The following is a 24,520-nucleotide window of genomic DNA, read 5'->3' as shown; positions in this document are numbered from 1 at the left end:
CGGCCTTCTTGAGAATCAAACATGTCCGTTCAGTGCCCGTCCGTCGGGGCAGGGACGCGCTTTGCCGCAATTCGGACAACACCTATTCCTGTGGACGGTATCCATGCGTTCGAAAAAACCCGCCAGGACCAAAAACTGGCCCCTGTGTCCTCATCGATTGACGTTGATAACCCGTAGCCTCTTGTTGCTTGGAGGTGCCCACGCCGCAGGTGCACAGGGTGCCGAGCAGGTGATATTCAACCCGGCCTTTTTCCCCGACGGGGCGAACGGCTTGCAGATCGATCTTGCAAAGTTCAGTCAAGGCAACGTCGTCCTGCCCGGCACCTACCGCTCGGACGTTTACCTCAATGGCCAGTGGAGCGGACGCGAGTCCCTGACATTCAGCGCCATGGAAGGGCAAGACACGGCGCAACTGTGCCTGGAGCGGGAGGCGCTCATGAGGGTCGGCGTCGACATGGACGCCATCGAACAGGAAGCCGCCGAGTCGGCATTGTCCAGCTGTGCCGATATCTCCAGCTACCTGCCCGGCGCCAGCAGCCAGTTCGACGCGGGTGAAAACCGCCTGGACCTGCAGATTCCACAGATCTACCTGGCGCGCAAGGCCCGTGGTTATGTCGACCCCAACCATTGGGACGGCGGTATCGACGCCACCTTCGTGCGCTACAACGCCAACACCTTCATGACCCAGGCCAACGGCAGGTCGGTCAGCTCCAATTACCTGGGCCTGAACACCGGGCTCAACCTGGGTGCATGGCACTGGCGTCACAACGGCAGTTACAGCCAGTCGACGGTGGGCTCCGGCTACCAGAGCAGCAGCACCTACGTGCAGCGTGAAGTGAGCGCACTGCAGTCTCAATTGATGGTGGGCGAAATCTACACGCCGGGTGAGCTGTTCGACAGCGTACGTCTGCGCGGCGCCAGCCTGTTCAGCGATGATCGGATGCTACCGGACTCCCAGACCGGTTTTGCACCGGTGGTGCGCGGCGTTGCCGAGACCAATGCACGGGTCACCGTGCGCCAGCGCGGCGTGCTGCTGGACGAGGTGACGGTCGCGCCCGGTCCTTTTGTGCTCAACGATTTATTCCCCACCGGATACGGCGGCGACCTGACCGTTACCATCACCGAGGCGGACGGCCGCAAGCGGGAGTTCATTGTGCCCTTCGCCGCCAACGCCAACCTGTTGCGCCCCGGTTATAGCCGCTACGCGCTGAGCATCGGCCAGCTTGATGAAATCGGCCTTCGGCACCCGCCCAACGTCATGCAAGCGACCTACCAGCACGGTCTCAGCAATGTGCTGACCGGCTACACCGGGACGATAGTGGGCCAGGATTACAACTCCCAGCTACTAGGCGCTGCGTTCAACACCCCAGTGGGCGCGCTGTCCGTTGACGTGACCCACTCGAATGCCGACCTGCCCGGGCACGGCTCGCGGGAAGGGCAAAGCCTGCAGTTGCGCTACAGCAAGAACTTCGCCGCCACCGGCACTCACTTCGCACTCGGTGCCTACCGTTACTCCACCGAAGGCTTCCTCAGCCTGGGCGACGCGGCACGGGTTCGCGACCTTGCCATCGACGGACTCAACCTGGAAAACGTATCGCGCCTGCGCGACAGGATGGACATCAGCCTTAACCAGAACCTGGGCAACGGTTCGGTCTACCTCACCGGCTCCTCGCAAAACTATTGGAATCGCACAAGCGGCAACCTGACCTTAACCGCCGGGTACAGCGGGTCCTGGAAGGGCCTTCATTACACAGTCAGCGCACAACGCACCCGGGACTTGCTCAGTGACCGTGTCGACAAGCAAGTGGACCTGACCTTGAGCCTGCCACTGGGCAGCGGCGCACGGTCCCCGACCCTGACCACCACGGCCTATCGCGGCGACCACAGCAGTGGGGAACGTGTGACCGTCGGCGGCAACCTGGGCGAACGCAACGAACTCAGCTACGGGCTGGCTGCCAGTCGGACTCACGGCAGCGGCAACAGCACGAGCGCCGACGTGAAATACCAGGCCAGTCACGGCGTGCTGTCGGCCGGTTATGGCCAGAGCAGCGACTACCGCGCCACTTCATTCGGCATGACCGGTGGCATCGTCGCCCACGCGGGCGGCGTGACCTTTGCCCCGGAATTGGGCGACACCATTGGCATCGTCCAGGCACCTGACGCACAGGGTGCGCGGATCAACGGTAACCACAGCGCGCAGGTCGGCAAGAGCGGTTATGCCGTGGTGCCAAACCTCACTCCTTACCGCCAGAACGTGGTGGAGCTGGACCCCAAAGACCTTTCCGTAGACGTGGAACTCAAGACCGCCGCCCAGAACGTCGCTCCGCGTGCCGGTTCGGTGGTGAAGCTGGAGTTCGAGACGGTCAGCGGCCAGGCCTTGCTGATCACGGCAGTGCGCGAAGATGGCAGCCCATTACCGTTCGGTGCCGATGTCTTCGATGAAGACGGCGCCAGCGTAGGGGTGGTCGGGCAAGGCGGTAAGGCATTTGTTCGCGTGTCTCGTACCCACGGGGAGTTGACGGTCAAGTGGGGGAAAGCAGCATCGGCGGCGTGCCACCTTCGCTACGAACTGCCAGCAGATATGTCCAGCAGGGAGACTTCACGCTTGACGCAATTGGGCGCCGGCACGTGTGAAACGATCGCGGACCTCGTCGTGCAGCCACCCGCCAATGTACTCGCCCACTCCCTCTCATCGCGGAGTTGAAGATGAAGCACTCAGTTAAATTGATGTCCACACTACTGCTGTTCAGCCTGCCAATCGTGGCTCATGCGGCATGTGACCGGTACATGAACAGCACACTCACCCTTAACCTCCCTGCCACTATCACCGTTCCGGACAGCCTCCCTCTGGGCGGGGAAATCATCAGTCGTGCATTCAGCGGCACAGCACCCGCTTTTTTCGCCAACTGCTACTCCCTGTTTACAGCGGTCACGGGACGATACCAGACACTAGATCCGACGTACTCACCCATCTATCGCACCGAAGTAGCGGGGGTGGGGGTGCGCCTGCGCATCACGGATGCCAGGAGAATCACCAATTTCTATGCACTGCATAATCAGCAAGGAACAGCCCACCCATCCATCGTGAGCCCCAGCTTCACAGCTGCAGAGCTGAAGTTCTACAAAATCGGGCCTGTAACAGACGGGCTGGTGCCAGCCGGAAACATTTGGGTAGATAGAAGAGATAGACGTCCAGAAATGTTTACCCTGCGGCTCGGCAATGCGGTGCGTTTTATAAGACCCGCCGCCACCTGCGACCTCGCGACCGGCGACGTCAACCGCACGATCGCGCTCGACCCTATCAAAGTGAGCACACTTCAAAACGCGACCTACACCGGCGAACGTAATTTCGAGCTCACCGCCACCTGCACCAACGCATCCAATGTGACCTTTCGGTTTTCCGGCACACCCGCGCCCGGCAACGACCGACTGTTCGCCAATACAGGCACTGCGCGTGGCGTGGCGGTGTGGCTGTATTCACGCCTCAACGGAGGTGTCCAGAACATCATCCCCAATGGGGCCGACGGTGCTCGCACGGTGACGGTTTCCGGCAACCGAGCAGTCCTGCCGCTCGGCGCTGCGTACCACAAAAACGGCACGGTCAGCCAAGGCACGCTCGACAGCACGGCCATCGTCAACATCACTTATAACTAAAACCCTGAGGACTATGAAATGAGCATTCGAGCCCTACCCTTGCTGCTGGCGATCTCCGCCAGCCTGGCCGCCAACGCGGTCCAGGCTGCGACCACCGGCACGTTGCGCTTCACCGGCCAGGTCAACGCCGGCACCTGCAACCTGGCCGCTGGCGATGTGACACGCACCATCACCCTGCCAGCCATCAAAGTGTCTGACTTTGATTTATCTGAAGAAACGGGCACAGCGGAGTTCGAGATCACCGCCGAGTGTGAGTCGGACATTAAAAATGTGTTCTTTCTGTTCGCGGGCACTCCGTCCACCGGCAACGGCGTACTTTTCGCCAACACGGGAACCTCAGGCGGAACGGCACTCTCGCTGTCCCACCGAAACGTCGCGTACATCCCCGCCAACGGCACTGTCGCCCAGCGCACGCGACAGATCGCCACAAGTGGCGGAAAAGCGCTGCTACCGATGAATGCGTCGTACCGCAAAACAGGAGCCGCCATTTCAGCAGGCACCCTGGAAAGTGCTGTCACCGTTTCCATCACTTACAACTGATGAAGGCGTAAACACACGCAAAAAAAACCCGACCTTCTCAGGCCGGGCATTTTTATGTGTCCCGGAAAAATCAGGACTGACTGGATGGCGTCGGGGTAACCGGCGTTGCAGTCGGGCTCACGGCAGCGGGCGTCGGTGCAGCAACCGAGTTGGCTGATGAAGCGGTAGGGGTCGTCGCGGTAGCAGGTTTGGCCGCAACGGCTGGCTTGGTCGCTGCTGGTTTTTTGGCAGCGGCGGGCTTCTTCGCCGCAGCAGGTTTGGCCGCTGGTTTTGCCGCAACAGGCTTGGCTGCGGGTTTGGCCGCAGCGGTTTTAGCCGCTGGCTTGGTCGCAGGTTTGGCAGCGGCCTTGGCGGCCGGTTTGGCGGCTGCTTTCGCTGCTGGCTTGGCAGCGGCTTTGGCGGCCACTGGTTTAGCGGCTGGTTTGGCGGCGGCGGTTTTGGCGGCAGGTTTGGCAGCCGTTTTTGCGGTAGCTTTTGCTGGCGCCTTGGCAGCAGGTTTGGCGGCGGCTTTAACCAGCGGCTTGGCAGCGCTTTTCGCGGCCGGTTTGGCCGCAGCGGTTTTAGCCGCTGGCTTGGCAGCCGGTTTCGCGGCTGCGGTTTTCACCGGAGTTACTTTGGCGCCGGTGAGTTTCTCGATCTGCCGGGTCAGGGTATCGACCTTGGTGTGCAGTGCCTTGACTTCAGTACGGCTCGGCACGCCCAGTCGCGAAATCGCCTTGTTAAGACGTGTATCCAGCGCCCCTTCAAGTTCACTCCAGGTACCCAGCACCTGCTTCTTCGCATCACTGATGCGCGAACCGGCAGTCGCCTTAGCGGCATTAACTTGTTTGCCAACGGTGCTCTTGGTCAACTTCTCGGCCTTCTCGCCGTCTTTAACCAGGGTCTCGAAGAGTTTGCTGCCGTCACTGTCGATCTTCGAGTACACACCTAAACCAGCGAGCCAGATTTTGCGGGAATATTCTTCAACTTTCCCGACCCACGAGCTGCCTTCTTTCTGAGTAGTCTTTTTAACAGCCATCCCGATGTCTCCTTAGTGTTTACGCGCGACACGTTCGAGCAATGCCGTCAGCTCTTCGAGCTTAGCAGAGAGTGTCTCCACGTCATGTTTAGACGCAATGCCGATTCGATTCAAGGCACTTGCAACACGAGTGTCAAAAGCTTTTTCAACTTTATCCAGCTGAACTTCTACCAGACCTTTGACAGCGGAGACATTGCTCTTTACTTGGTCAATCTGACTGTTGGCGGCATCAAGTTGTTCAACTGCAACTTTTTTACCTTTACTTTCAACATGTTGACCGCTCTTTACGAGCTCTTTGAAGTACTCGCTGCCCTCGCTGCCGACCTTGGCATAAGCACCGAGTCCTGCAAGCCAGATCTTGCGGGCGTAGGTTTTAACGTCAGTCAGGGCGCCGGTCTGTACGTCGATTTTTTTCTTCAAGATAACTTTGGCCATGGTGCACCTCACGCAGAATAGGGTGGAGGAACGGCCCGCAGGAGTTGAGGGCTTGGGCACAAAGTAGGAGAAAAAATTAGAATCGGCACCCTAAGAACAATCGATCAGGCCAATGCCTTATCCAAGGCTTTCTCGATTTCAGACTTGATCGTGCTACTCATGGCCGACATCAACAGCCCCAACTCCACATCAATACGCAGAGAATCATCCGCCACTAATACTGTTCCTTTAACCCCGGAGCGCTTGAGGTTCAAGGTATCGCCGGACCACGACGGCTCAAGCCCATATTGCTCCTTGAGTTTGTGCGCCAACTTCTCGGCCTTTGCACGTGCGCCTTCTTTACCCAGGGAATGTGCACGCTCAACGGTTATACGGGCCATTGCAATGACTCCTCTTTATAGGGATTTGAATACCTTCGCTGCGGCAAAAGGCCTCGGTGACCACCTATCTTACCTGCAGCCTTGCCAAGACAAAGCAAGCCTTGGGGATTATCATGTCCCGCATTCTCTTTTGGTGACAGCGATATGACTGATCAGCGCAAAGGCAGCGATGCCGAACCCACCACTCACTTCGGCTTCAAGAACGTTCCGGAAAGCCAAAAAGCGGAAAAAGTCGCTGAGGTGTTCCACTCCGTCGCCGCCAAGTACGACCTGATGAATGACGTGCTCTCCGGCGGTATGCACCGCCTGTGGAAGCGCTTCACTATCGAGTTGTCGGGTGTGCGCACCGGCAACCGTGTGCTGGACATCGCCGGTGGCACCGGCGACCTGGCCGCCAAGTTCTCCAAGCTCGTCGGGCCGACCGGTCAGGTCGTGCTGGCAGACATCAACGGTTCGATGCTCAAGGTTGGCCGTGACCGCCTGCTCGACAAGGGTGTGGCCGGCAATATCGAATTCGTCCAGGCCGACGCTGAAAAGCTGCCGTTCCCCGACAACCATTTCGACTGCGTGACCATCGCCTTCGGCCTGCGCAACGTGACCCACAAGGAAGACGCGATCCGCTCGATGCTGCGCGTCCTCAAACCGGGCGGCCGCCTGTTGGTGCTGGAGTTCTCCAAGCCGACCAATGCGCTGATGTCCAAGGTCTACGACACCTACTCCTTCGCCTTCATGCCATTGATGGGCAAGCTGATCACCAATGACGCCGAAAGCTACCGCTACCTGGCCGAATCGATCCGCATGCACCCTGACCAGGAAACCCTGAAGTCGATGATGGTAGAAGCCGGTTTCGACCGTGTGACCTACCACAACATGACCTCGGGTATCGTCGCCCTGCACCGCGGCATCAAGCCCTGATGCTGCTCGCAGGCCTGCTCGCCAGCGTCGAACACGGCCTCAACCGTGTGCTGCGCCTGGACAGTACCGCCTTGGCGCGGCTCGCGCATTTAGACGGCAAGGTCATTGCCGTCGACTGCACCAGCCCCGCCTTGCAGCTTTTTATCCTGCCCAGCGACGAAGGCCTGCTGCTGGCCAGCCAATGGGCCGCCGAAGCCGACTGCACTCTGCGCGCGCCGGCGTCGAGCCTGTTGCACCTGGCCCTGAGCCGCAACAAGACCGCCATCCTGCACAGCCCTGAAGTGGCGCTGGAAGGCGACAGCGCGGTGCTGATGGACTTGGCCGCCGTGCTGCAAGACCTGGAGCTGGACTGGGAATACGAGCTGTCCCGCTGGATCGGCCCCGTGGCCACCCAGTTGATAAGCGGGCACCTGCGCAGCCGCACGCGCTGGTACCAAAAAGGGTTTGCCAGCCTCAACCAGAACCTCGCCGAATACCTGAGCGAAGAATCGCGCACCCTGGTCGGGCAGCAGGAAGCGCAAGCGCGCTTTCGCGAACTCGACAAGGCCAAAATCGACCTGGAACGCCTTGAGGCGCGCTTCGAGCGCCTGAGCCGTTCCCTTGATCCAAGCGATAACGCATGAAGCTGCTCGCCGTCCGCCGTTTGTTTCGTATCCAGCGCGTCGTAATCCGCTACCGCCTCGATGACTTGCTGTTCGCCCTACCCTTGCCGTGGTTTCTGCTGGCGGTGCGCTATGTGCTGCCGTGGCGCTGGTTTCCGCGCAAGCAACTGGAGCTGAACCGCGGTGCGCGTCTGCGTCTGGCGCTTCAGGATTTGGGGCCGATCTTCATCAAGTTCGGGCAGATCCTCTCGACGCGCCGCGATCTGCTGCCCGAAGACATCGCCGACGAATTGATGCTGTTGCAGGACCGCGTACCGCCGTTCGATTCACAGCAGTCGATGAAACTGATCGAAGAACAGTTGGGCAAGAAGATCAGCGAGGTCTTCACACGCTTCGACGTCGAGCCGCTGGCCTCGGCCTCCGTGGCACAAGTCCACGCGGCGCAGCTCAAGACTGGCGAAGAAGTGGTCGTGAAGGTCATTCGCCCAGGCCTGAAGCCGATCATCGGTCAGGACCTCGCGTGGTTGTTCATCCTCGCCCGCGCTGCCGAACGTTTCTCTGCCGATGCGCGCCTGCTGCACCCGGTGGACGTGGTCGCCGACTACGAAAAAACCATCTACGACGAACTCGACCTGCTGCGCGAAGCCGCTAACGCTAGCCAACTCAAGCGCAACTTCGAAGGCTCGCAGCTGCTGTACGTGCCGCAAGTGTATTGGGACTGGTGCCGCCCGAAAGTGCTGGTGATGGAGCGCATCTACGGCGTGCAGGTCACCGACCTCGCCACCCTGGCCGACCAGCGCACCGATATGAAGATGCTCGCCGAACGCGGTGTGGAGATCTTCTTCACCCAAGTGTTCCGCGATAGCTTCTTCCACGCCGACATGCACCCGGGCAACATCTTCGTCAGCACCGTCAATCCGTGGAGCCCGCAGTACATCGCGATCGACTGCGGCATCGTCGGCAGCCTTACCCCGGAAGACCAGGACTACCTGGCGCGCAACCTGTTCGCCTTCTTCAAGCGTGACTACCGCCGCGTGGCGCAGTTGCACATCGACTCAGGCTGGGTGCCGGCGGAAACCAAACTCAACGAATTCGAAGCAGCGATCCGCACCGTGTGCGAACCGATCTTTGAGAAACCGTTAAAAGACATCTCCTTTGGTCAGGTGCTGATGCGCCTGTTCCAGACCGCGCGGCGCTTCAATATGGAAGTGCAGCCGCAGTTGGTACTGCTGCAAAAAACCTTGCTCAACATCGAAGGCCTGGGCCGTCAGTTGTACCCGGACCTCGACCTGTGGAACACCGCCCAGCCGTTCCTCGAACGCTGGATGCGCGAGCGCATGAGCCCGAAAACCGTGCTGGGTAACCTGCACAGCCAAATGGAACAACTGCCGCACCTGGCCAACATGACTCGCGACTTGCTTGAGCGCATGTCCCAGCCCCACGCCAAGGACCCGGAACCGCCGTGGCGCAAGCGCAAGGATGACTGGTTCCTGCGCCTGCTCGGCGCCGCGCACCTGGTGGGCGGTGTGATGCTGGCCATTGGTGGGCCGTTGAATCAACTGGGCCACTGGCCTGCGGGGATCATGGTCGCCGTGGGTGTTTATCTGATCGTGCGTCGATAGCCAATCCGGTTATACACTGTCGCAAATTGCCGGAGCCGAACATGAAAGACTGGCTGGACGAGATCAAGTGGGACAGTGACGGCCTGGTGCCGGCCATTGCCCAGGACTACAAGACCGGGCGCGTGCTGATGATGGCCTGGATGAACCGCGAGGCCCTGAGCCTCACCGCCACTGAGCAGCGTGCCATTTACTGGTCACGTTCCCGTGGCAAACTGTGGCGCAAGGGCGAAGAGTCCGGGCACGTGCAGACCCTGCACGAGATGCGCATCGACTGCGACGCCGACGTGGTGATCCTCAAGGTCGAGCAGATCGGCGATATCGCCTGCCACACCGGCCGTCACAGTTGCTTCTATCGCGTGTTCGAGAACGGCGAGTGGAAAACCGTCGAACCGGTGCTCAAAGACCCGCACGCCATTTATTCCGCAGGACACTGACCATGAGCGATACCCTGAACCGCGTGGCCCAGGTGCTGGAAGACCGCAAAGGTGCGGACGCCGACAGCTCCTACGTCGCCAGCCTGTACCACAAGGGGCTGAACAAAATTCTGGAAAAGCTCGGCGAAGAATCCGTCGAGACCATCATCGCCGCCAAGGATGCGCAAATCAGCGGCGACTGCAGCGATGTCATCTATGAGACCGCCGACTTGTGGTTCCATAGCCTGGTCATGCTCGCCCAACTGGGGCAGCATCCACAGGCAGTGCTGGACGAACTGGACCGTCGCTTCGGCTTGTCCGGGCATGCCGAAAAGGCCTCGCGCCCGTCCGCTTGAATAACTAAGACTAGAGGATTTGCAGCATGGGCATTTTTGACTGGAAACACTGGATCGTCATTCTGGTGGTCGTGGTACTGGTGTTCGGCACCAAGAAACTCAAGAACCTGGGCACCGACGTGGGCGAGTCGATCAAGGGATTTCGTAAAGCCATGAACGACGACGAAAAGCCTGCCGACCCCGCCGCCAATCCCGTACCGCCGGTCCAGCCTGTGCACCCGCAGGCCGCCCAGCCGATCACCGAACGTCGCACCTTCGACGTGCAGGCTGAGAAAGTCGAAGAGCCGACCCGCAAAGACTCGTGAGCACTGAATAATGTTTGGTATCAGCTTCTCTGAACTGCTGCTCGTCGGCCTCGTGGCCCTGTTGGTACTGGGGCCGGAACGCCTGCCCGGTGCCGCGCGCACGGCCGGCCTGTGGATCGGGCGCCTGAAACGCAGTTTCAACGCGATCAAACAGGAAGTTGAACGGGAAATCGGCGCCGACGAGATCCGCCGCCAACTGCACAACGAGCACATTCTGTCGTTGGAGCAGGAAGCACGGAAGATTTTGTCCCCTGTCCAGGAGCCCGCCAAGCCGGTGGAGCCTGTGGCCGAGCACAGCATTGCGCCAGCGGTTGAGCCTACGCCCGCCGCCCCGACGCCTACCGCGCCAACCGAGCCTGCGCCGACGCCCGCTGCGTCGCCCGCGCCCCATGACCCTACATTGCCGCCGCGAGCCCCATGAGCGCTGATAAACCGGAAAACGACCAGCACATGCCGCTGGTCTCGCACCTCACCGAGCTGCGTACGCGCCTGCTGCGTTGCGTAGCGGCCATCTTCATCATCTTTGCCGGGCTGTTCGCCTTTACTCAGCAGATCTATACCTTCGTCTCAACGCCGCTGCGCCAGTACCTGCCGGCCGGCGCGACGATGATCGCCACGGATGTTTCATCGCCGTTCCTCACGCCGTTGAAACTGACGATGATGGTTTCGCTGTTCCTGGCGATCCCGGTGATCCTGCATCAGATCTGGGGCTTTATCGCGCCGGGCCTGTACAAGCACGAGAAGCGCATCGCGGTGCCGTTGCTGGTATCGAGCATCCTGCTGTTCTACACCGGCATGGCGTTCGCGTACTTCCTGGTATTTCCGTTGATCTTCAAGTTCTTCGCCGCTGCCACTCCGGCCGGCGTGGAGATGATGACCGACATCACCAGCTACCTCGACTTCGTGATGACGCTGTTCTTCGCCTTTGGCGTGGCCTTCGAAATCCCGGTGGCCGTGGTGCTGCTGGTGTGGATCGGCGTGGTCAACGTGGCCTACCTGAAGAAGATACGCCCGTACGTGATCATCGGTTGCTTCGTGGTCGGCATGATCCTGACGCCGCCGGACATCTTCTCCCAGACCCTGCTGGCCGTGCCGATGTGGATGCTGTTCGAGATCGGCATCCTGTTCAGCGGTTTGATCAGCAAGCGTGGCGATCACCCGGATGACCAACCCGTCGACGACGAACAGCCGCCAGCGACCCAGCCGTGAACCTGCTGCTGCTTGAAGAGGCCGACTTTATTGCGGCCGACCGGGTGATCCTGCGCGATCGACGCCTGGTGCATATGCAGGAGGTCCACCGCGCCGCCGTAGGCGACAGCCTGCGCGTGGGGCGCATCGGCGGGTTGATGGGCGCAGCGCAATTGTTGCGCCTGGAAGCCAGCGAAGCCGAGCTGCAAGTGAGCTTCGACCAACCGCCTCCAGCCAAGCTGCCCTTGACCCTGCTACTGGCCCTTCCCCGCCCGAAAATGCTGCGCCGGGTGCTGCAAACCGTTGCTGCCATGGGCGTGCCGAAGGTGGTGCTGGTCAACAGTTACCGAGTGGAAAAGAGCTTCTGGCAGACCCCGTTCCTGGAGCCCGAGGCGATACGCGAGCAACTGATCCTTGGCCTGGAACAGGCGCGGGACACGGTGCTGCCCGAGATCATCATCGAAAAGCGCTTCAAGCCATTCGTCGAAGACCGCCTGCCGGCCATGACCGAAGGCACCCTTGGCCTGATCGGCCATCCAGGCGATTACCCAGCTTGCCCCCGTGGGCTGGATGAGCCGGTTACCCTGGCAATCGGCCCGGAAGGCGGCTGGATCCCCTACGAAGTGGACCTATTGGCCAAGGCTGGCTTGCAGCCGGTACAACTCGGCGCACGGATCCTACGGGTTGAAACCGCCGTCACCGCCCTGCTCGCCCGCCTCTTCTAACAACGGCGCTGTCCCCTTGTGAGAGGGGCTCGCCCCCCGATGACGGTTTGTCAGCTGATAAATATATCGACCGATCCCCCCTATCGGGCGCAAGCCCCCGCCATTAGAGCTGCCTCGCTACAGAATCCCGGGCGCAGGCCGATAACTCCTGAATAAGTCCAAGCCTTGTTCCAGGGGAGTTCGCAGCATGTATCGTTGGTTAGCCGAAAAGCTGGGGAATGTCAGCGTCAAAACCAAGTTGGGCGTAGGTTTCGGCCTGGTGTTACTACTCACACTGATGATCACCTTCACCGGCTGGACCGGCCTGGGCGATGTGATCAGTCGCGGTGACAAGCTGGGCTTTATCTCCAGCCTCAATGGATTGACCAAGGACCTGCGCCTGGCTCGCCGGGACTATGAATTGCGCCATGGCGAACAAGGCCCAGGCGCGGTCAGCGAATTGCTGGATAAGCTCAATAGCGGCCTGAATAAAGCCCGCAACCTAATTGAACAACCCGCCGACGCGGCCCTGGTCGATGAACAGTTGGCCGCCGTGGACCAGTACAAGCGCGCATTCGGCGACATGGTGCAAGCCAGCGCCAACCGTGAAAACGCCCGCAGCAAGCTGGGAGATACCGCTGACAACGCGGTGCTCAAGATCAATGAGATCGAGAAGGCCCTGCTGCAAGGCGACAGCGTCACCCAGTTCAACACTGTGGTGGAAGCGAGCAAACTGATACAGCAGGCGCGCTTCCAAGTGCGCGGCTATACCTACAGCGGCAAGGTCGAAGCCGAGCAACCCGCACTGGATGCCATCGACAATGCCCTGAAGAAAATCACCAGCCTCAACGGCCAACTGCCTGAGCAATATTCGACCAACCTGCAACAGGCCAGCGTCTCGCTGCAAGCCTACCGCGCCGCTGTCAGCCAGTACCGCGACTCGCAGGTGGCCAGCGCTGCAGCCCTTAAAACCATGAGCGATCAAGGCGATCTGTTGCTCGGCCACAGCGACAAACTGACCCTCTCCCAAACCGTGGTGCGCGACACCGATGCCGCGCAAGCCAAGTCCCTGTTGCTGCTGGCAACTGTGCTGGCGTTGATCTTTGGTCTGGTGGCGGCCTGGGCGATCACCCGCCAAATCATTATCCCGCTGGACCAAACACTCAAGGTCGCCGAGCGCGTCGCCTCGGGTGACCTGAGCCACAACCTGACGTCTTTGCGCCAGGACGAGCTGGGGCAGTTGCAGAGGGCTATGCAGAGCATGACCGTGGGCTTGCGCGAGTTGATCGGCGGCATTAGCGAGGGCGTGACCCAGATCGCCAGCGCTGCTGAGCAACTGTCGGCTGTCACCGAACAGACCAGCGCCGGGGTCAACAGCCAGAAGGTCGAGACCGACCAAGTAGCCACCGCCATGAACGAGATGGCCGCGACCGTGCAGGAAGTCGCGCGCAATGCCGAAGAAGCCTCTGAGGCCGCCGCAGCGGCTGACCAGCAGGCCCGCGAAGGCGACAAGGTGGTCGGTGAAGCCATCGCCCAGATCGAGCGCCTGGCCACTGAGGTCGGCAATTCCACAGTCGCCATGGGCGACCTTAAACGGGAAAGCGACAAGATCGGCAGCGTGCTCGACGTGATCAAATCCGTGGCCCAGCAAACCAACCTGCTGGCCCTCAACGCCGCAATCGAAGCCGCCCGCGCCGGTGAAGCCGGACGTGGCTTCGCGGTGGTGGCCGATGAAGTGCGTAGCCTGGCCCAGCGCACGCAGAAGTCCACCGAAGAGATCGAAGAGCTGATTGCCGGCCTGCAGAGCGGCACCCAACAGGTGGCGACCATCATGGACAACAGTCGCAGCCTCACCGACAGCAGCGTCGAGCTGACCCGCCGTGCCGGCAGCGCATTGGAGAACATCACCCGCACGGTCTCGACTATCCAGACGATGAACTCCCAGATCGCCACCGCCGCCGAACAGCAAAGCGCTGTGGCGGAAGAGATCAACCGCAGCGTGCTGAACGTGCGCGATGTCTCGGAGCAGACGGCTGCGGCCAGTGAAGAAACCGCCGCGTCGAGCACCGAACTGGCGCGCCTGGGCACGCATCTGCAAGCACTGGTGGGTCGCTTCCGAGTCTGACCTCCCTCCCCGCGCGGCGACCTGTCCTGGGTCGCCGCCTGCAATCTATGAAACTTCCTACACGTTTATCAGCCCCTCCCGATCTTCAAAGACACTAGCGTTCAGGTCAGTTCAGTGTGCTCACGCACTTGTCGGAGGTTAATCATGCTTCGTCGAATGACTCACCTGCTGGGTAACGCCAGTGTCACCCTCAAATTGGCCCTGGGCTTTGCCCTGGTACTGGCCCTGAGCCTTGTCATTGCCGTGACCGGCTGGCAAGCATTAGCGGCGTCCCTTTACCGATCACAAACGCTGAGCGTGCTGGCACAACTGGCGGTGGCCGGCGAAGAACTGCGCACCGACAGAATCCTCTATCGCACCCTGGACGACGCCGAAAGCCTCAGTCGATTGAGCGCGAGTATGGAGAAAGTCGACAAGGCCCTGGCGGAGCTGTCCAACCGACTTAAGGTGCCGAAAGCCATTCAATATCTGCAGGAGATGACGCGGATGTCTGCCACGTTCAAATCCACACTCAAGGGCGTGCCCGCGCTGGTGGAAAAACGCGAAAGTGCCCGGGAACAGCTGACACAGAGCACCACGCGGGCCGGCGATGTTCTGGCACAACTGGCTAGCGACTTGCCTGATCAGGAAGATGAAAAAGCCCTGGATGCCGTCGAAAACCTGCGCCAGGCCATGGAACAGGCCGAGGACCGTGCCAAGAGCCCGGCTTGGGCTTCAAGTTCGCTGGATGCGTATGGACAAGCCGTGGTTGACGCAGAACGCAGCCTCGAACTCGCCCAGGCTGAAGTGGCCAAACTGGCGGTCGACAGTGACGCGATGAAAAACGCCGTGCTCAGTATCCGCACCCAGCTGACCCGCCTTAAAGACACCCAACTCACGACCGAAAGTAGCCAGAACCAGTTGGAGCAGCAGTTGGATCAGTTGCTCGCGCAGAGTGACCTCTTGAGCCAGGATCAGACCCAACGACGCGACAGAGAAGCCGACCAAGCCCGCATTCAGACCTTGGGTATTGCGGCTGCCGCGGTGCTCTTCGGCGCCTTGGCCGCCTGGGTGATTGCCGGACAAATCGTGCACCCGCTGCGCAAGGCGCTCATGGTGGCCAACCGCATTGCCGAGGGTGATCTGAGCAACGAAGTGCAGTCACAGCGCCGCGATGAGCTGGGCCAGTTGCAACGCAGCATGAGCCAAATGACGCTGAACCTACGGGGGTTGGTTGGCAACATCAGCGACAACGCACGGCAAATCGCCAGCGCCGCCGAAGAGCTCTCTGCCGTCACTGAGCAAACTCGCGCCGGGGTGAATAATCAGCGCGATGAAACCGAGCAGGTGGCGACGGCCATGAACCAGATGCTGGCCACCGCCCAGGAAGTGGCGCGCCACGCCGAGCAAGCATCGATTGCCGCCGGCCAGGCCAATCAGCAGGCTGAACTGGGCGATCAGGTGGTCACGGATGCCGTGGCACAAATTGAACACCTGGCCCATGAGATGGCTCGCTCAAGCGAAGCCATGTTGGGGCTGCAACGGGAAAGCCAGAAAATCGGCAGCGTGCTGGACGTAATCAAGTCCGTGTCGCAGCAGACCAACCTGCTGGCGCTCAATGCCGCGATTGAAGCCGCACGGGCCGGTGAGGCAGGCCAGGGCTTCGCCGTGGTCGCCGATGAAGTGCGCAGCCTCGCCCGGCGGACCCAGCAGTCCGCCGAAGAAATCGAAGAGTTGATTGGTGGCCTGCACAGGGGTACCCAACAGGCGGCCGACATCATGGACTACAGCCGCACGCTGACCGACAACAGCGTCGGCCTGACTCGCAACGCCGGGGACGCCCTGACGGAGATCGCCCGCACCGTGGCCATCATCCAGGAAATGAACCCGCAGATTGCCGCAGCGGCCGAGGAGCAAAGCGCGGTGGCCGAAGAGATCAATCGCAGCGTCTTGAAGGTCCGCGATGCCTCGGAGCAAACCGCTGCCGCCAGCGAACAGACGGCGGCGGCGAGTATCGAGTTGGCGCGACTGGGAACGGATCTGCAGCAGTGCGTAGGGAGGTTCAAGATATGAACCGCCCGGTTTCAGTGGCCTTGGGCTTACAGAACCTGACGCAGGAACGCTTGGGCACGCGGGTCTTTTGGCGAATCAAAAAACTCGGCCGGTGCCGCATCTTCCAACAACTTGCCGTGATCGAAGAACAACACACGGTCCGCCACTTCGCGGGCGAAGCCCATTTCGTGGGTAACGCAGACCATCGTCATGCCTTCCAGAGCCAAGGTCTTCATCACGTCCAGCACTTCGCCGACCATTTCCGGGTCGAGGGCCGAGGTGGGCTCGTCGAACAGCATCACCTTGGGCTCCATCGCCAGCGCCCGGGCGATCGCCACCCGTTGTTGCTGGCCGCCGGACAGGCGTGATGGGAACTCGTTGGCCTTCTGTGCAATGCCGACCTTTTCCAGCAGGGCCAAGGCCTTGGCTTCGCGCTCTTGCTTGCCGCGCTTGCGCACGACTTTTTGCGCCAGGCACAGGTTCTCCAACACGGTCATGTGGGGGAACAGGTTGAAGTGCTGGAACACCATGCCGACTTCACGACGATAGGCGTTCACGTCGGTTTTCGGATCGGCCAGTTGCAGGCCGTCGATGCTCACCGAGCCCGAGTCGAACTCTTCCAGGCCATTGAGGCAACGCAGGAAAGTCGACTTGCCGGAGCCGGACGGGCCGATCACCACCAGCACTTCTCCCTTGGCCACCTGGGTGGTCACATGGTCTACCGCACGCACTACATGACCACGGGTGTCGAAGACTTTTACCAGATCGCGGACTTCAATCACTTTGGGCGAGCCTCCGCTCAAGCCGGCTGGCCATTTTCGACAGCGGCAGGTTGATCAGCAGGTACAGGCCTGCGACGCAGAACAGGATTTCAAACGGCGAGAACGAGGTCGTGATGACTTCGCGACCGCTCTTGAGCAGTTCGGTAATGGCGATCACCGAGACCAGGGACGTGTCTTTCACCAAGCTGATGAATTGCCCTGCCAAGGGCGGCAGTACGCGCTTGAAGGCTTGCGGCAGCACCACATGGCGCATCGACTGGCTGGCACTCAGGCCCAAGGAGCGCGCGGCTTCGTTCTGCCCGCGGGTGATGGACTGCACGCCGGCGCGAACGATTTCGGCCACATAGGCGCCGGTGAACAGCGACAGCGCGGCGATCCCGGCAAATTCCCGTGACAGGTTGAGCACCGTGCCAATGAAGAAATAGAAAATGAAGATTTGCACCAGCAGCGGGGTGCCACGTACCAGTTCGACGTAGATCGTCGACAGATCACGCAAGGTCGGGTTATTGGAAAGTCGGCACAAACCGGTGGCAAGGCCAATCGCCAGGCCCAAAATCCCGGAAACCACCGACAGCCACAGTGTGGTCCACAACCCCCACATCAGCGGGCCCAACGCCCAATGACGATTCACACCAATGACATCACCTTCGGCCACGTCATCACCGCGCGCCACTTGCAGACTGTTGTCGGCAACCGTCACCTTTTGCTCGTTGCCAGCGTCGTTGCGCAGGGTCACTTCGGCGACGTCGCCGTTACGAACCAGCTCAATGACGGTGGAGATGTCCGCTGCACGCTGTGCTTCTTCGGCCTGGTAGGCGAAGTATTGCGGCACGCGGTTCCAGCGCCATTCGTAGGACATCAGCGAGGTAGCGTAGTACAAGGCGCCGGCCAGGCCGACCAGCACGACCACGGTTAGCAGGTGCCAGGGCCATTGGGCTTTTTTCTGTTTCATTACTCGACATCCAAAAAATTCGAAGGCATGCGCCTTTGTGTAGTGAGCGGATTTGACCTGCGCTGGGAGGCAAGCCGCCCCAAAATCATGCGCCTCGGTCTTTCTGAAACACCGCTGCGTCTGGATTTAGGGCGGCTTCGCCCCCCAGCGCAGGGCAAGCCTGCTCACTACAGGACAGCCTTTATTCCATGTCCTTGAGCCACTCTGAGCTCTTGAACCACTTGTCATGAATGCGATCGTAGGTGCCGTCGTTCTTGATCTGGTGCAGGAAGTTGTTGATGAAGTTGATGCTGTCGTAATCACCTTTCTTCAGGCCAAACGCCAATGGCTCGAAGGTGAAGGGTTCGTCCAGGAACACCAGCTTGCCGTTGCCGACTTTCTTCTCGGCAACCACGTTGTACGGTGCGTCATACACAAAGGCATCGGCCTTGCCGTTGACTACGTCCAGCACGCCTTCCTGCTCGTTGTCATAGCCGTGGTACTTGGCTTTGGAGATCAGCTTCTTGGCGACCATTTCACCGGTGGTGCCAAGCTTGGAGGTCAGGCGGTATTTCTCGTCGTTCAGGTCTTTGTAGGACTTGATGGTGCCTTCCAGGTCCTTGCGAATCAGCAGAGTCTGGCCGACCACGATGAAGGGTTCGCTGAAGTTCAGGCGCAGGTTGCGTTCCTGGGTCAGGGTCATGCCGCTGCCGATCATGTCGAATTTGCCGGTCAGGAACGCTGGGATGATGCCGTCATAACCCGTGGAAACCAGCTCCAGCTTGACGCCCATGGACTTGGCCATGGCCTTGAGGATGTCAACTTCGAAGCCGATGATCTCACCGCGCTTGTCTGTCATCTCGAACGGCATGTAGGTCGGATCCATGCCGACTTTCAGCGTGCCGCGCTTGACCGCATCGTCGATGGCGCCAGCCTGGGCCGCATTGGCCGCGACCAGCGCGGTGACGCCAAGCAGCAGCATCGAAAGATACTTTTTCATCATCAAGTCCCCTGAACGATTCTTATAAGGTCGGCGCGCAAAAAGGGCTGCACCATTTCGGGGTGCGATCCTAACCCACTCGTTGCCCGTCACAAAGGTTTCACGGGCAATTGTTATCAGGGTATGTAGGAAAAGACCCACGACGCTGCGGTCAACCGCAGGGGTAGACACTTGCGCAACCTGACACGGCAATGGGTTGATATGTAAGCAGTTATGACTTTCAGTCGAGTTCTGCCAGCCAGGTGGTGTCCTTGAACCACTTGTCATGCAGCCGATCATAGGTCCCATCCTGGGCCACCTGGTTCAAGAAATGGTTGATCCAATTAATGCTGTCGAAATCGCCCTTTTTTACGCCAAACGCCAAGGGTTCGAATGTAAACGGTTGTTCCAGCGCCAGCAGCGTGCCGTTCTCCGCCCGGTTCACCGCGATCAGGTTGTAGGGTGCGTCATGGATAAAGGCATCGGCCTCCCCCGCCACCACCTGGCGAACCCCTTCCTCCGGCGTGGCGAAACTACTCAGTCGGGCCGCCCCCAAAAACCGTTGAGCCGCTGCTTTGCCGGTGGTGCCCTCAGTGACAGCGATTCTGTAGCCGGCATCGTCCAGGTCTTCAATACTGCTGACCTTACCCGCCAGACGGGGGTGCAGCAGTACGCTCTGGCCCACCACGATGAAAGCGTCACTGAAGTTCAGCCTTAAGTTGCGCTCCTGAGTGACAGTCATACCACTGCCGATCAAGTCGAATTTTTTCGCCAGCAAGCCCGGCAACAGTTCGGTGTAGGGCATCACGACCAGTTCAAGTTCCACCCCCAGGGCCTGGCTCATCACGTTGAGCAGGTCAATTTCAAAGCCGACAATGCGCCCCTGTTTATCGGTCATTTCGAAAGGGATATAGGTGGGGGTGGTGCCAACCTTGAGCACACCACGCCGGACGGCGTCGTCAATCGCACCCGCGTGCACCTGGCTGATTTGAATCAATGCAGCAGCGCTGATAAGCAATGCCGAACAATACCTTTTGAGCATGAATCCCTCGCAGCCAAGAAAATTGGGGGGCGATCCTAACCTAGTCGCGGGCACGCAAATACGCCTCGGACGAGGGTCTTTTGTTTCGAAATAACAGGGCGTCAGGAAGACAAAGAAGAGGCGGGAAACGCTGTAGGACCAGCGCTTCGAACACCCCCGAGGTGAGCCCTCGGGGGTGTCTGAATCAGGCCGGTTGGGCCTGGGATGACAGCGGTTGCAGCGGTAGCAACGGCGCGTGCGGGTCGGCCTTGATCGAATCACGCCAAGCGGCGAGCCACTCGGCATGTCCTTCGCTCCAGACCTGCTCGTGCAGGCGGGCAAGGGCCACCGGATCACTGAGCAAAGCCAGACGCTCACCGTTGTTGAGGCCGGCCGGGCCGACTTTCAACGCGTGACGCACACGTTCGATACGCAGGTACTCGATAGGCTCAGCCTCACGGTGACGCGAGGTCGCCAGGGCGCAGGCCAGGGCGTTCTGCTGAGGATCAACCACCGAACGCACGAACCCGTCATTGAGGGCGTGCCAACGGTTTTCATGGGTGTACTTCTCCGTCGACAGCAGGGCTTGCGGCGGGTTGTACTCCTCAGGGATCAGGAACAGGCTCTCGTCACGGGACTTGAGGCCCAGCTTGACCCGGCTGGAGATCACCGACACCGGGATCGACAGCATCAGCGAACCCACGATCGGCACTAGCCACCACAGGAAGCTTGGGTTCAGCCACACCACCAGCAGCGCCCACAGGAAGCCCAGCACGGTTTGCGGACCGTGCCGCTTGACCGCTTCACTCCACGGCGTGGAGTCGTCGTCACGCTGTGGCGAGTTCCAAGTCGCGGCCCAGCCGAGGAACGCGGCAAGAACGAAACGGGTGTGGAAGATCATGCGCACAGGCGCAAGCAGCATGGAAAACAGCATCTCCAGCAGCATCGACAAGGTCACCTTGAACTTGCCACCGAACTCTTTCGCGCCCTTGGCCCAGATCAGGATGATGCTCAGCAACTTAGGCAGGAACAGCAACACGATGGTGGTGGAGAACAGCGCCACCGCCTTGTCCGGATGCCATTGCGGCCACAGTGGGTACAGCTGGCGGGGAGCCATGAAGTACTGCGGCTCCATCAGCGTGTTCACCGCCAGCAAGGCTGTGGACAACACCAGGAACAGAAACCACAACGGTGCCGACAGGTAGGACATCACGCCGGTCAGGAACACCGCGCGGTGCACCGGGTGCATGCCTTTAACCAGGAACAGGCGGAAGTTCATCAGGTTACCGTGGCACCAGCGACGGTCACGCTTGAGTTCGTCCAGCAGGTTCGGCGGCAGTTCTTCGTAGCTGCCAGGCAGGTCGTAGGCAATCCACACGCCCCAGCCGGCACGGCGCATCAGCGCAGCTTCAACGAAGTCGTGGGACAGGATGGAGCCGGCGAACGCGCCTTTACCCGGCAACGGCGCCAGGGCGCAGTGCTCGATGAACGGCTTCATGCGGATGATCGCGTTGTGACCCCAGTAGTGGGATTCGCCCAACTGCCAGAAGTGCAGGCCGGCGGTAAACAGCGGGCCGTACACACGAGTGGCGAATTGCTGCATGCGCGCATACAGGGTGTCCATGCCCGACGCACGGGGCGCGGTCTGGATAATCCCGGCATCCGGCGTGGCTTCCATCAAGCGCACCAGGCTGGTCAGGCATTCGCCGCTCATCACGGAGTCGGCGTCGAGCACGACCATGTACTTATAGTCACCGCCCCAGCGACGGCAGAAGTCGTCGAGGTTGCCGCTCTTGCGCTTTACGCGACGGCGACGGCGGCGATAGAAGATCTTGCCGAAACCACCGGCCTCGCGGCACACGTCGAGCCAGGCTTGCTGTTCGGCGATGCAGATGTCGGCGTCATTACTGTCGCTGAGCACGAAAAAGTCGAAGCGGTCCAGGTCACCGGTAGCGGCCACTGACTCAAACGTCGCACGCAATCCGGCGAATACACGCGGCACGTCTTCGTTGCAAATCGGCATCACCAGCGCGGTACGGGCGTCTTTCGGAATCGGCTCGTCGCCGGCACTTTTACCGGAGATACGGTATTTATCGTGTCCGGTAAGCAGTTCCAGAAAGCCCATCAAGGCGGTCCAGAAACCGGCCGACACCCAGCAGAACAAGATCCCGAACATGATCAGGATGCTGGTTTGCAGCGCGTAAGGCAGCACCTGAGTAGCGGTTTGCAGCAGGGTCTGGTTGCGGATCTCGTCGAAGTCAACCAGCGACCAGCCCTGGTACGGCATGATGCCTTTCATGTACCAGCCGGCAACGATGGTCTGACCAAGCATCAGCACCAGCAGGATGTAGCGACGGATCGAACCCACGGTACGCCAGCGCGCGGCCGGCAATACGCGCTCATCTTTCGGCGGTGCCGGCGGATTGCTGCGGCCGGTGAGGCGGCGCCAGCCGCGCACCAGGATATTGGTACGCCAAGGCTCCGGCACCACACGGGTGCGCCGAATCGGTGGCGTGGCCTTGAGGCACACGCGACCGCTGGCGTCGAGCGCCAGCATTTCGGCGTCTTGCAGCTCCTCGGCGGTGCTAAGGGTCAAGCGGCGGCCAACCGACGCCTGGGCGGCGTCGACGGGCGCGTCAAAGGTTGCGGACGACAAACGCTCGTGCAACTCGGTGAAGGATGTGCAGCCCGCCAGTTCGGCGCGCTGCTCAGCGGTCATCGGGAGATGCGCCAGATACTCGGACAGAGTTTCTGGCTGGACTTGAGAATTACTCATCGGCAGGCAACTGATAGCTCCAGGTTTCGGTCAGGACTTGCTCGGTCTTGATCGGCTCCGGTGTGGCTGGGGCAGCTTCTGGCTGCTTGGCTTCCTTGTCTTTCGCGTCTTTCTTGGCCTGTTTCTCGTGTTGCTTGGCCAGGACCTTGTCAGCCTTGAGCACCTGGGTCGAAACCTTCTCCGGCTCTGGCTGCGGGATATCCTGAACCAGGGCAGCACGCATTTCGGTCGGTTTGCCTGCGTCTTTGATCTTCATGCGCAGGGTCAAACGCCAGCCTTTGGTGTGTTCGTTGTAACGCACGCTGTTTTCTACCACTTCAGCGTTGTCACCCACGCTCACCTGGCTGCGCACCGGGGCGTCCGGCAGGAGTTTCTTCAGGGACGGGCCTTCAAAGTCCACCAGGTAGGCGACGCTGCCATCAGGCTGACGGATCAGGTTGGACTGTTTCACATCACCCGTGGAACGCAGGGTCTGCTTGACCCAAGCGCTGTCCGGCGAGTGGAACGCGGCGTCGTCCAGAGTCCAGTGCAGGCGGTAGGCGACTTCCAGCGGCTCGCCGACTTTCGGCAGTACAGCCGGGCTCCAGAAGGCAACGATGTTGTCGTTGGTTTCGTCGGCGGTCGGGATCTCGACCAGATCGACGGAACCCTTGCCCCAATCACCTTCAGGCTCGATCCAGGCGCTTGGGCGCTTGTCGTAGTTGTCGTCCAGGTCTTCGTAGTGGCTGAAGTTGCGGCCGCGTTGCAGCAGGCCGAAACCACGCGGGTTCTCTACGGTGAAGTTGCTGACCGACAGGTGTTTAGGATTGTTCAGTGGGCGCCAGATCCACTCACCGTTACCGGCATGGATAGACAGACCGCTGGAGTCGTGCAGTTCGCGACGGTAGTTGAGCACCTTGGACGGCTGGTTTGCGCCGAACAGGAACATGCTCGTCAGCGGTGCAACGCCCAACTTGCTGACGTTGTCGCGCAGGAACATCTGGGATTTCACATCGACAACGGTGTCGGTGCCCGGACGCAGGATCAGGCGATAGGCGCCGGTCGCACGAGGGGAATCGAGCAGGGCAAAGATCACCAGGTGCTTGTCACCCGGTTTTGGACGTTCGATCCAAAACTCGGTAAAACGCGGGAACTCTTCACCAGACGGCAGCGCAGTATCGATCGCCATGCCACGGGCGGACAGGCCATACACCTGGTCCTTGCCGACGACACGGAAATAGCTCGCGCCGAGCATGGTCATGATTTCGTCTTGCTTGTCGCTCTTGTTGATCGGGAACAAGACACGGAAACCGGCATAACCCAGTTGTTCGGTTGCTTTCGGATCAAACTTCACATCGCCGAAATCGAAACGCGACGGGTCGTATTTGATTTCCTGCACGCTGTCAGCGGTGACTTCGTTGATTTTCACCGGTGTATCGAAATGCATACCCTGGTGATAGAAGGACAGCTTGAACGGGGTGTTCTGATCGGCCCATTCGGCTTTTTCGTTGCGGAAACGAATCTTCTGGTAGTCCGCGAACTTCATTTCGCGAAATTCGTTCGGCAGATTGCTGCGCGGAGCTTCGTATTTCTGCCCAGCCAGCTCTTTTGCCTTGGCCGACACATCATCCAGACTGAATGCCCACAGCTGACCCGCGCCGAACAGGCAAAACAGGGCTGAGCCCGTTACCAGTGCGTTTCGTAACCGTTTGGCAGACAATTTTGGTGCATTACAGGGACTAACAATCACGAGCAACCCTCGCC

General features: G+C 60.3%; 23 protein-coding genes and 1 pseudogene. 15 read left to right on the top strand and 9 right to left on the bottom strand.

The window, feature by feature from the left end; genetic code table 11:
- Positions 1–103 precede the first annotated feature (103 nt).
- From BW43_RS05405 to BW43_RS05415, 3 genes are read left to right on the top strand one after another with little or no spacing between them, the layout of a single operon-like run.
- The gene (locus BW43_RS05405) at positions 104–2,704 is read left to right on the top strand and encodes a fimbria/pilus outer membrane usher protein (RefSeq protein ID WP_081797831.1); all 2,601 of its coding nucleotides are present in this window, start codon (positions 104–106) and stop codon (positions 2,702–2,704) included.
- A gap of 2 nt (positions 2,705–2,706) precedes the next feature.
- Positions 2,707–3,654 carry a fimbrial protein gene (locus BW43_RS05410; protein ID WP_032890230.1) on the top strand — a complete coding sequence of 316 codons (948 nt, stop codon included), beginning with the start codon at positions 2,707–2,709 and terminating at the stop codon, positions 3,652–3,654.
- A gap of 18 nt (positions 3,655–3,672) precedes the next feature.
- Positions 3,673–4,194, top strand: coding sequence for a fimbrial protein (locus BW43_RS05415; RefSeq protein ID WP_032890229.1), 522 nt, complete (start codon positions 3,673–3,675; stop codon positions 4,192–4,194).
- A gap of 70 nt (positions 4,195–4,264) precedes the next feature.
- Here BW43_RS05415 and BW43_RS05420 read toward each other — a convergent pair whose 3' ends face one another.
- The 3 genes from BW43_RS05420 to BW43_RS05430 all read right to left on the bottom strand — a co-directional run bounded on the left by BW43_RS05420 (position 4,265) and on the right by BW43_RS05430 (position 6,027).
- The gene (locus tag BW43_RS05420) at positions 4,265–5,212 is read right to left on the bottom strand and encodes a phasin family protein (protein ID WP_032890227.1); all 948 of its coding nucleotides are present in this window, start codon (positions 5,210–5,212) and stop codon (positions 4,265–4,267) included.
- A gap of 12 nt (positions 5,213–5,224) precedes the next feature.
- Positions 5,225–5,647, bottom strand: a complete 423-nt coding sequence (locus tag BW43_RS05425; protein WP_032890224.1) for a phasin family protein — start codon at positions 5,645–5,647, stop codon at positions 5,225–5,227.
- Positions 5,648–5,751: 104 nt separating this feature from the next.
- Positions 5,752–6,027, bottom strand: coding sequence for a polyhydroxyalkanoic acid system family protein (locus BW43_RS05430; RefSeq protein ID WP_032890222.1), 276 nt, complete (start codon positions 6,025–6,027; stop codon positions 5,752–5,754).
- Positions 6,028–6,171: 144 nt separating this feature from the next.
- Here BW43_RS05430 and ubiE point away from each other — a divergent pair, with 144 nt between their 5' ends.
- From ubiE to BW43_RS05485, 12 genes and pseudogenes are all read left to right on the top strand, one after another.
- Positions 6,172–6,942, top strand: a complete 771-nt coding sequence (gene ubiE / locus BW43_RS05435) for a bifunctional demethylmenaquinone methyltransferase/2-methoxy-6-polyprenyl-1,4-benzoquinol methylase UbiE (protein WP_003171186.1) — start codon at positions 6,172–6,174, stop codon at positions 6,940–6,942.
- Positions 6,942–7,565, top strand: a complete 624-nt coding sequence (locus tag BW43_RS05440; protein ID WP_032890220.1) for an SCP2 domain-containing protein — start codon at positions 6,942–6,944, stop codon at positions 7,563–7,565. The genes ubiE and BW43_RS05440 overlap by 1 nt, the downstream gene beginning before the upstream one ends.
- The gene (gene ubiB / locus BW43_RS05445) at positions 7,562–9,166 is read left to right on the top strand and encodes a ubiquinone biosynthesis regulatory protein kinase UbiB (protein ID WP_032890218.1); all 1,605 of its coding nucleotides are present in this window, start codon (positions 7,562–7,564) and stop codon (positions 9,164–9,166) included. Before BW43_RS05440 ends, ubiB begins: the two co-directional genes overlap by 4 nt.
- A gap of 41 nt (positions 9,167–9,207) precedes the next feature.
- Complete coding sequence (gene hisI, locus BW43_RS05450) at positions 9,208–9,600, top strand: phosphoribosyl-AMP cyclohydrolase (protein ID WP_032890216.1); 393 nt, start codon at positions 9,208–9,210, stop codon at positions 9,598–9,600.
- A gap of 2 nt (positions 9,601–9,602) precedes the next feature.
- Positions 9,603–9,935 (top strand): phosphoribosyl-ATP diphosphatase, encoded by a 333-nt coding sequence (locus BW43_RS05455; protein ID WP_003209299.1) that lies wholly within the window; start codon positions 9,603–9,605, stop codon positions 9,933–9,935.
- A 26-nt stretch (positions 9,936–9,961) separates the two neighbouring features.
- Positions 9,962–10,240, top strand: coding sequence for a twin-arginine translocase TatA/TatE family subunit (locus BW43_RS05460; RefSeq protein ID WP_032890214.1), 279 nt, complete (start codon positions 9,962–9,964; stop codon positions 10,238–10,240).
- Positions 10,241–10,250: 10 nt separating this feature from the next.
- Positions 10,251–10,661: a Sec-independent protein translocase protein TatB gene (tatB, locus tag BW43_RS05465; protein WP_032890211.1), complete on the top strand. Its 411-nt coding sequence runs from the start codon at positions 10,251–10,253 to the stop codon at positions 10,659–10,661.
- Complete coding sequence (gene tatC / locus BW43_RS05470) at positions 10,658–11,449, top strand: twin-arginine translocase subunit TatC (RefSeq protein ID WP_032890209.1); 792 nt, start codon at positions 10,658–10,660, stop codon at positions 11,447–11,449. The genes tatB and tatC overlap by 4 nt, the downstream gene beginning before the upstream one ends.
- A complete protein-coding gene (locus BW43_RS05475; RefSeq protein ID WP_032890208.1) occupies positions 11,446–12,153 on the top strand; it encodes a 16S rRNA (uracil(1498)-N(3))-methyltransferase in 708 nt (235 codons plus the stop codon). The genes tatC and BW43_RS05475 overlap by 4 nt, the downstream gene beginning before the upstream one ends.
- Before the next feature lie 187 nt (positions 12,154–12,340).
- Positions 12,341–13,399 (top strand): annotated as a pseudogene (locus BW43_RS29645) (methyl-accepting chemotaxis protein); the annotation flags it as partial.
- Complete coding sequence (locus BW43_RS29640) at positions 13,385–14,257, top strand: methyl-accepting chemotaxis protein (protein ID WP_371260751.1); 873 nt, start codon at positions 13,385–13,387, stop codon at positions 14,255–14,257. The pseudogene BW43_RS29645 and the gene BW43_RS29640, both read left to right, overlap by 15 nt.
- Before the next feature lie 144 nt (positions 14,258–14,401).
- Positions 14,402–16,309 (top strand): methyl-accepting chemotaxis protein, encoded by a 1,908-nt coding sequence (locus tag BW43_RS05485; RefSeq protein WP_032890205.1) that lies wholly within the window; start codon positions 14,402–14,404, stop codon positions 16,307–16,309.
- Positions 16,310–16,335: 26 nt separating this feature from the next.
- On the opposite strand, the gene BW43_RS05490 is transcribed toward BW43_RS05485, so the two are convergent.
- The 6 genes from BW43_RS05490 to BW43_RS05515 form a co-directional block, all read right to left on the bottom strand.
- The gene (locus tag BW43_RS05490; protein ID WP_032890203.1) at positions 16,336–17,070 is read right to left on the bottom strand and encodes an amino acid ABC transporter ATP-binding protein; all 735 of its coding nucleotides are present in this window, start codon (positions 17,068–17,070) and stop codon (positions 16,336–16,338) included.
- Positions 17,063–18,022, bottom strand: coding sequence for an amino acid ABC transporter permease (locus BW43_RS05495; RefSeq protein WP_032890201.1), 960 nt, complete (start codon positions 18,020–18,022; stop codon positions 17,063–17,065). Before BW43_RS05495 ends, BW43_RS05490 begins: the two co-directional genes overlap by 8 nt.
- Before the next feature lie 181 nt (positions 18,023–18,203).
- Positions 18,204–19,001 carry a transporter substrate-binding domain-containing protein gene (locus tag BW43_RS05500; protein ID WP_032890199.1) on the bottom strand — a complete coding sequence of 266 codons (798 nt, stop codon included), beginning with the start codon at positions 18,999–19,001 and terminating at the stop codon, positions 18,204–18,206.
- 220 nt (positions 19,002–19,221) lie between these two features.
- On the bottom strand, positions 19,222–20,022 hold the full coding sequence (locus tag BW43_RS05505; protein WP_032890197.1) for a transporter substrate-binding domain-containing protein: 801 nt from the start codon (positions 20,020–20,022) through the stop codon (positions 19,222–19,224).
- A 184-nt stretch (positions 20,023–20,206) separates the two neighbouring features.
- On the bottom strand, positions 20,207–22,777 hold the full coding sequence (gene mdoH / locus BW43_RS05510) for a glucans biosynthesis glucosyltransferase MdoH (RefSeq protein ID WP_032890196.1): 2,571 nt from the start codon (positions 22,775–22,777) through the stop codon (positions 20,207–20,209).
- Positions 22,770–24,506, bottom strand: a complete 1,737-nt coding sequence (locus BW43_RS05515; protein WP_032890634.1) for a glucan biosynthesis protein G — start codon at positions 24,504–24,506, stop codon at positions 22,770–22,772. The genes mdoH and BW43_RS05515 overlap by 8 nt, the downstream gene beginning before the upstream one ends.
- Positions 24,507–24,520: the final 14 nt, after the last annotated feature.

The sequence above is a fragment of the Pseudomonas sp. RIT357 genome (assembly GCF_000632245.1).
Lineage (GTDB): Bacteria > Pseudomonadota > Gammaproteobacteria > Pseudomonadales > Pseudomonadaceae > Aquipseudomonas > Aquipseudomonas sivasensis.
This window is presented reverse-complemented; position numbering and strand designations above follow the sequence as displayed.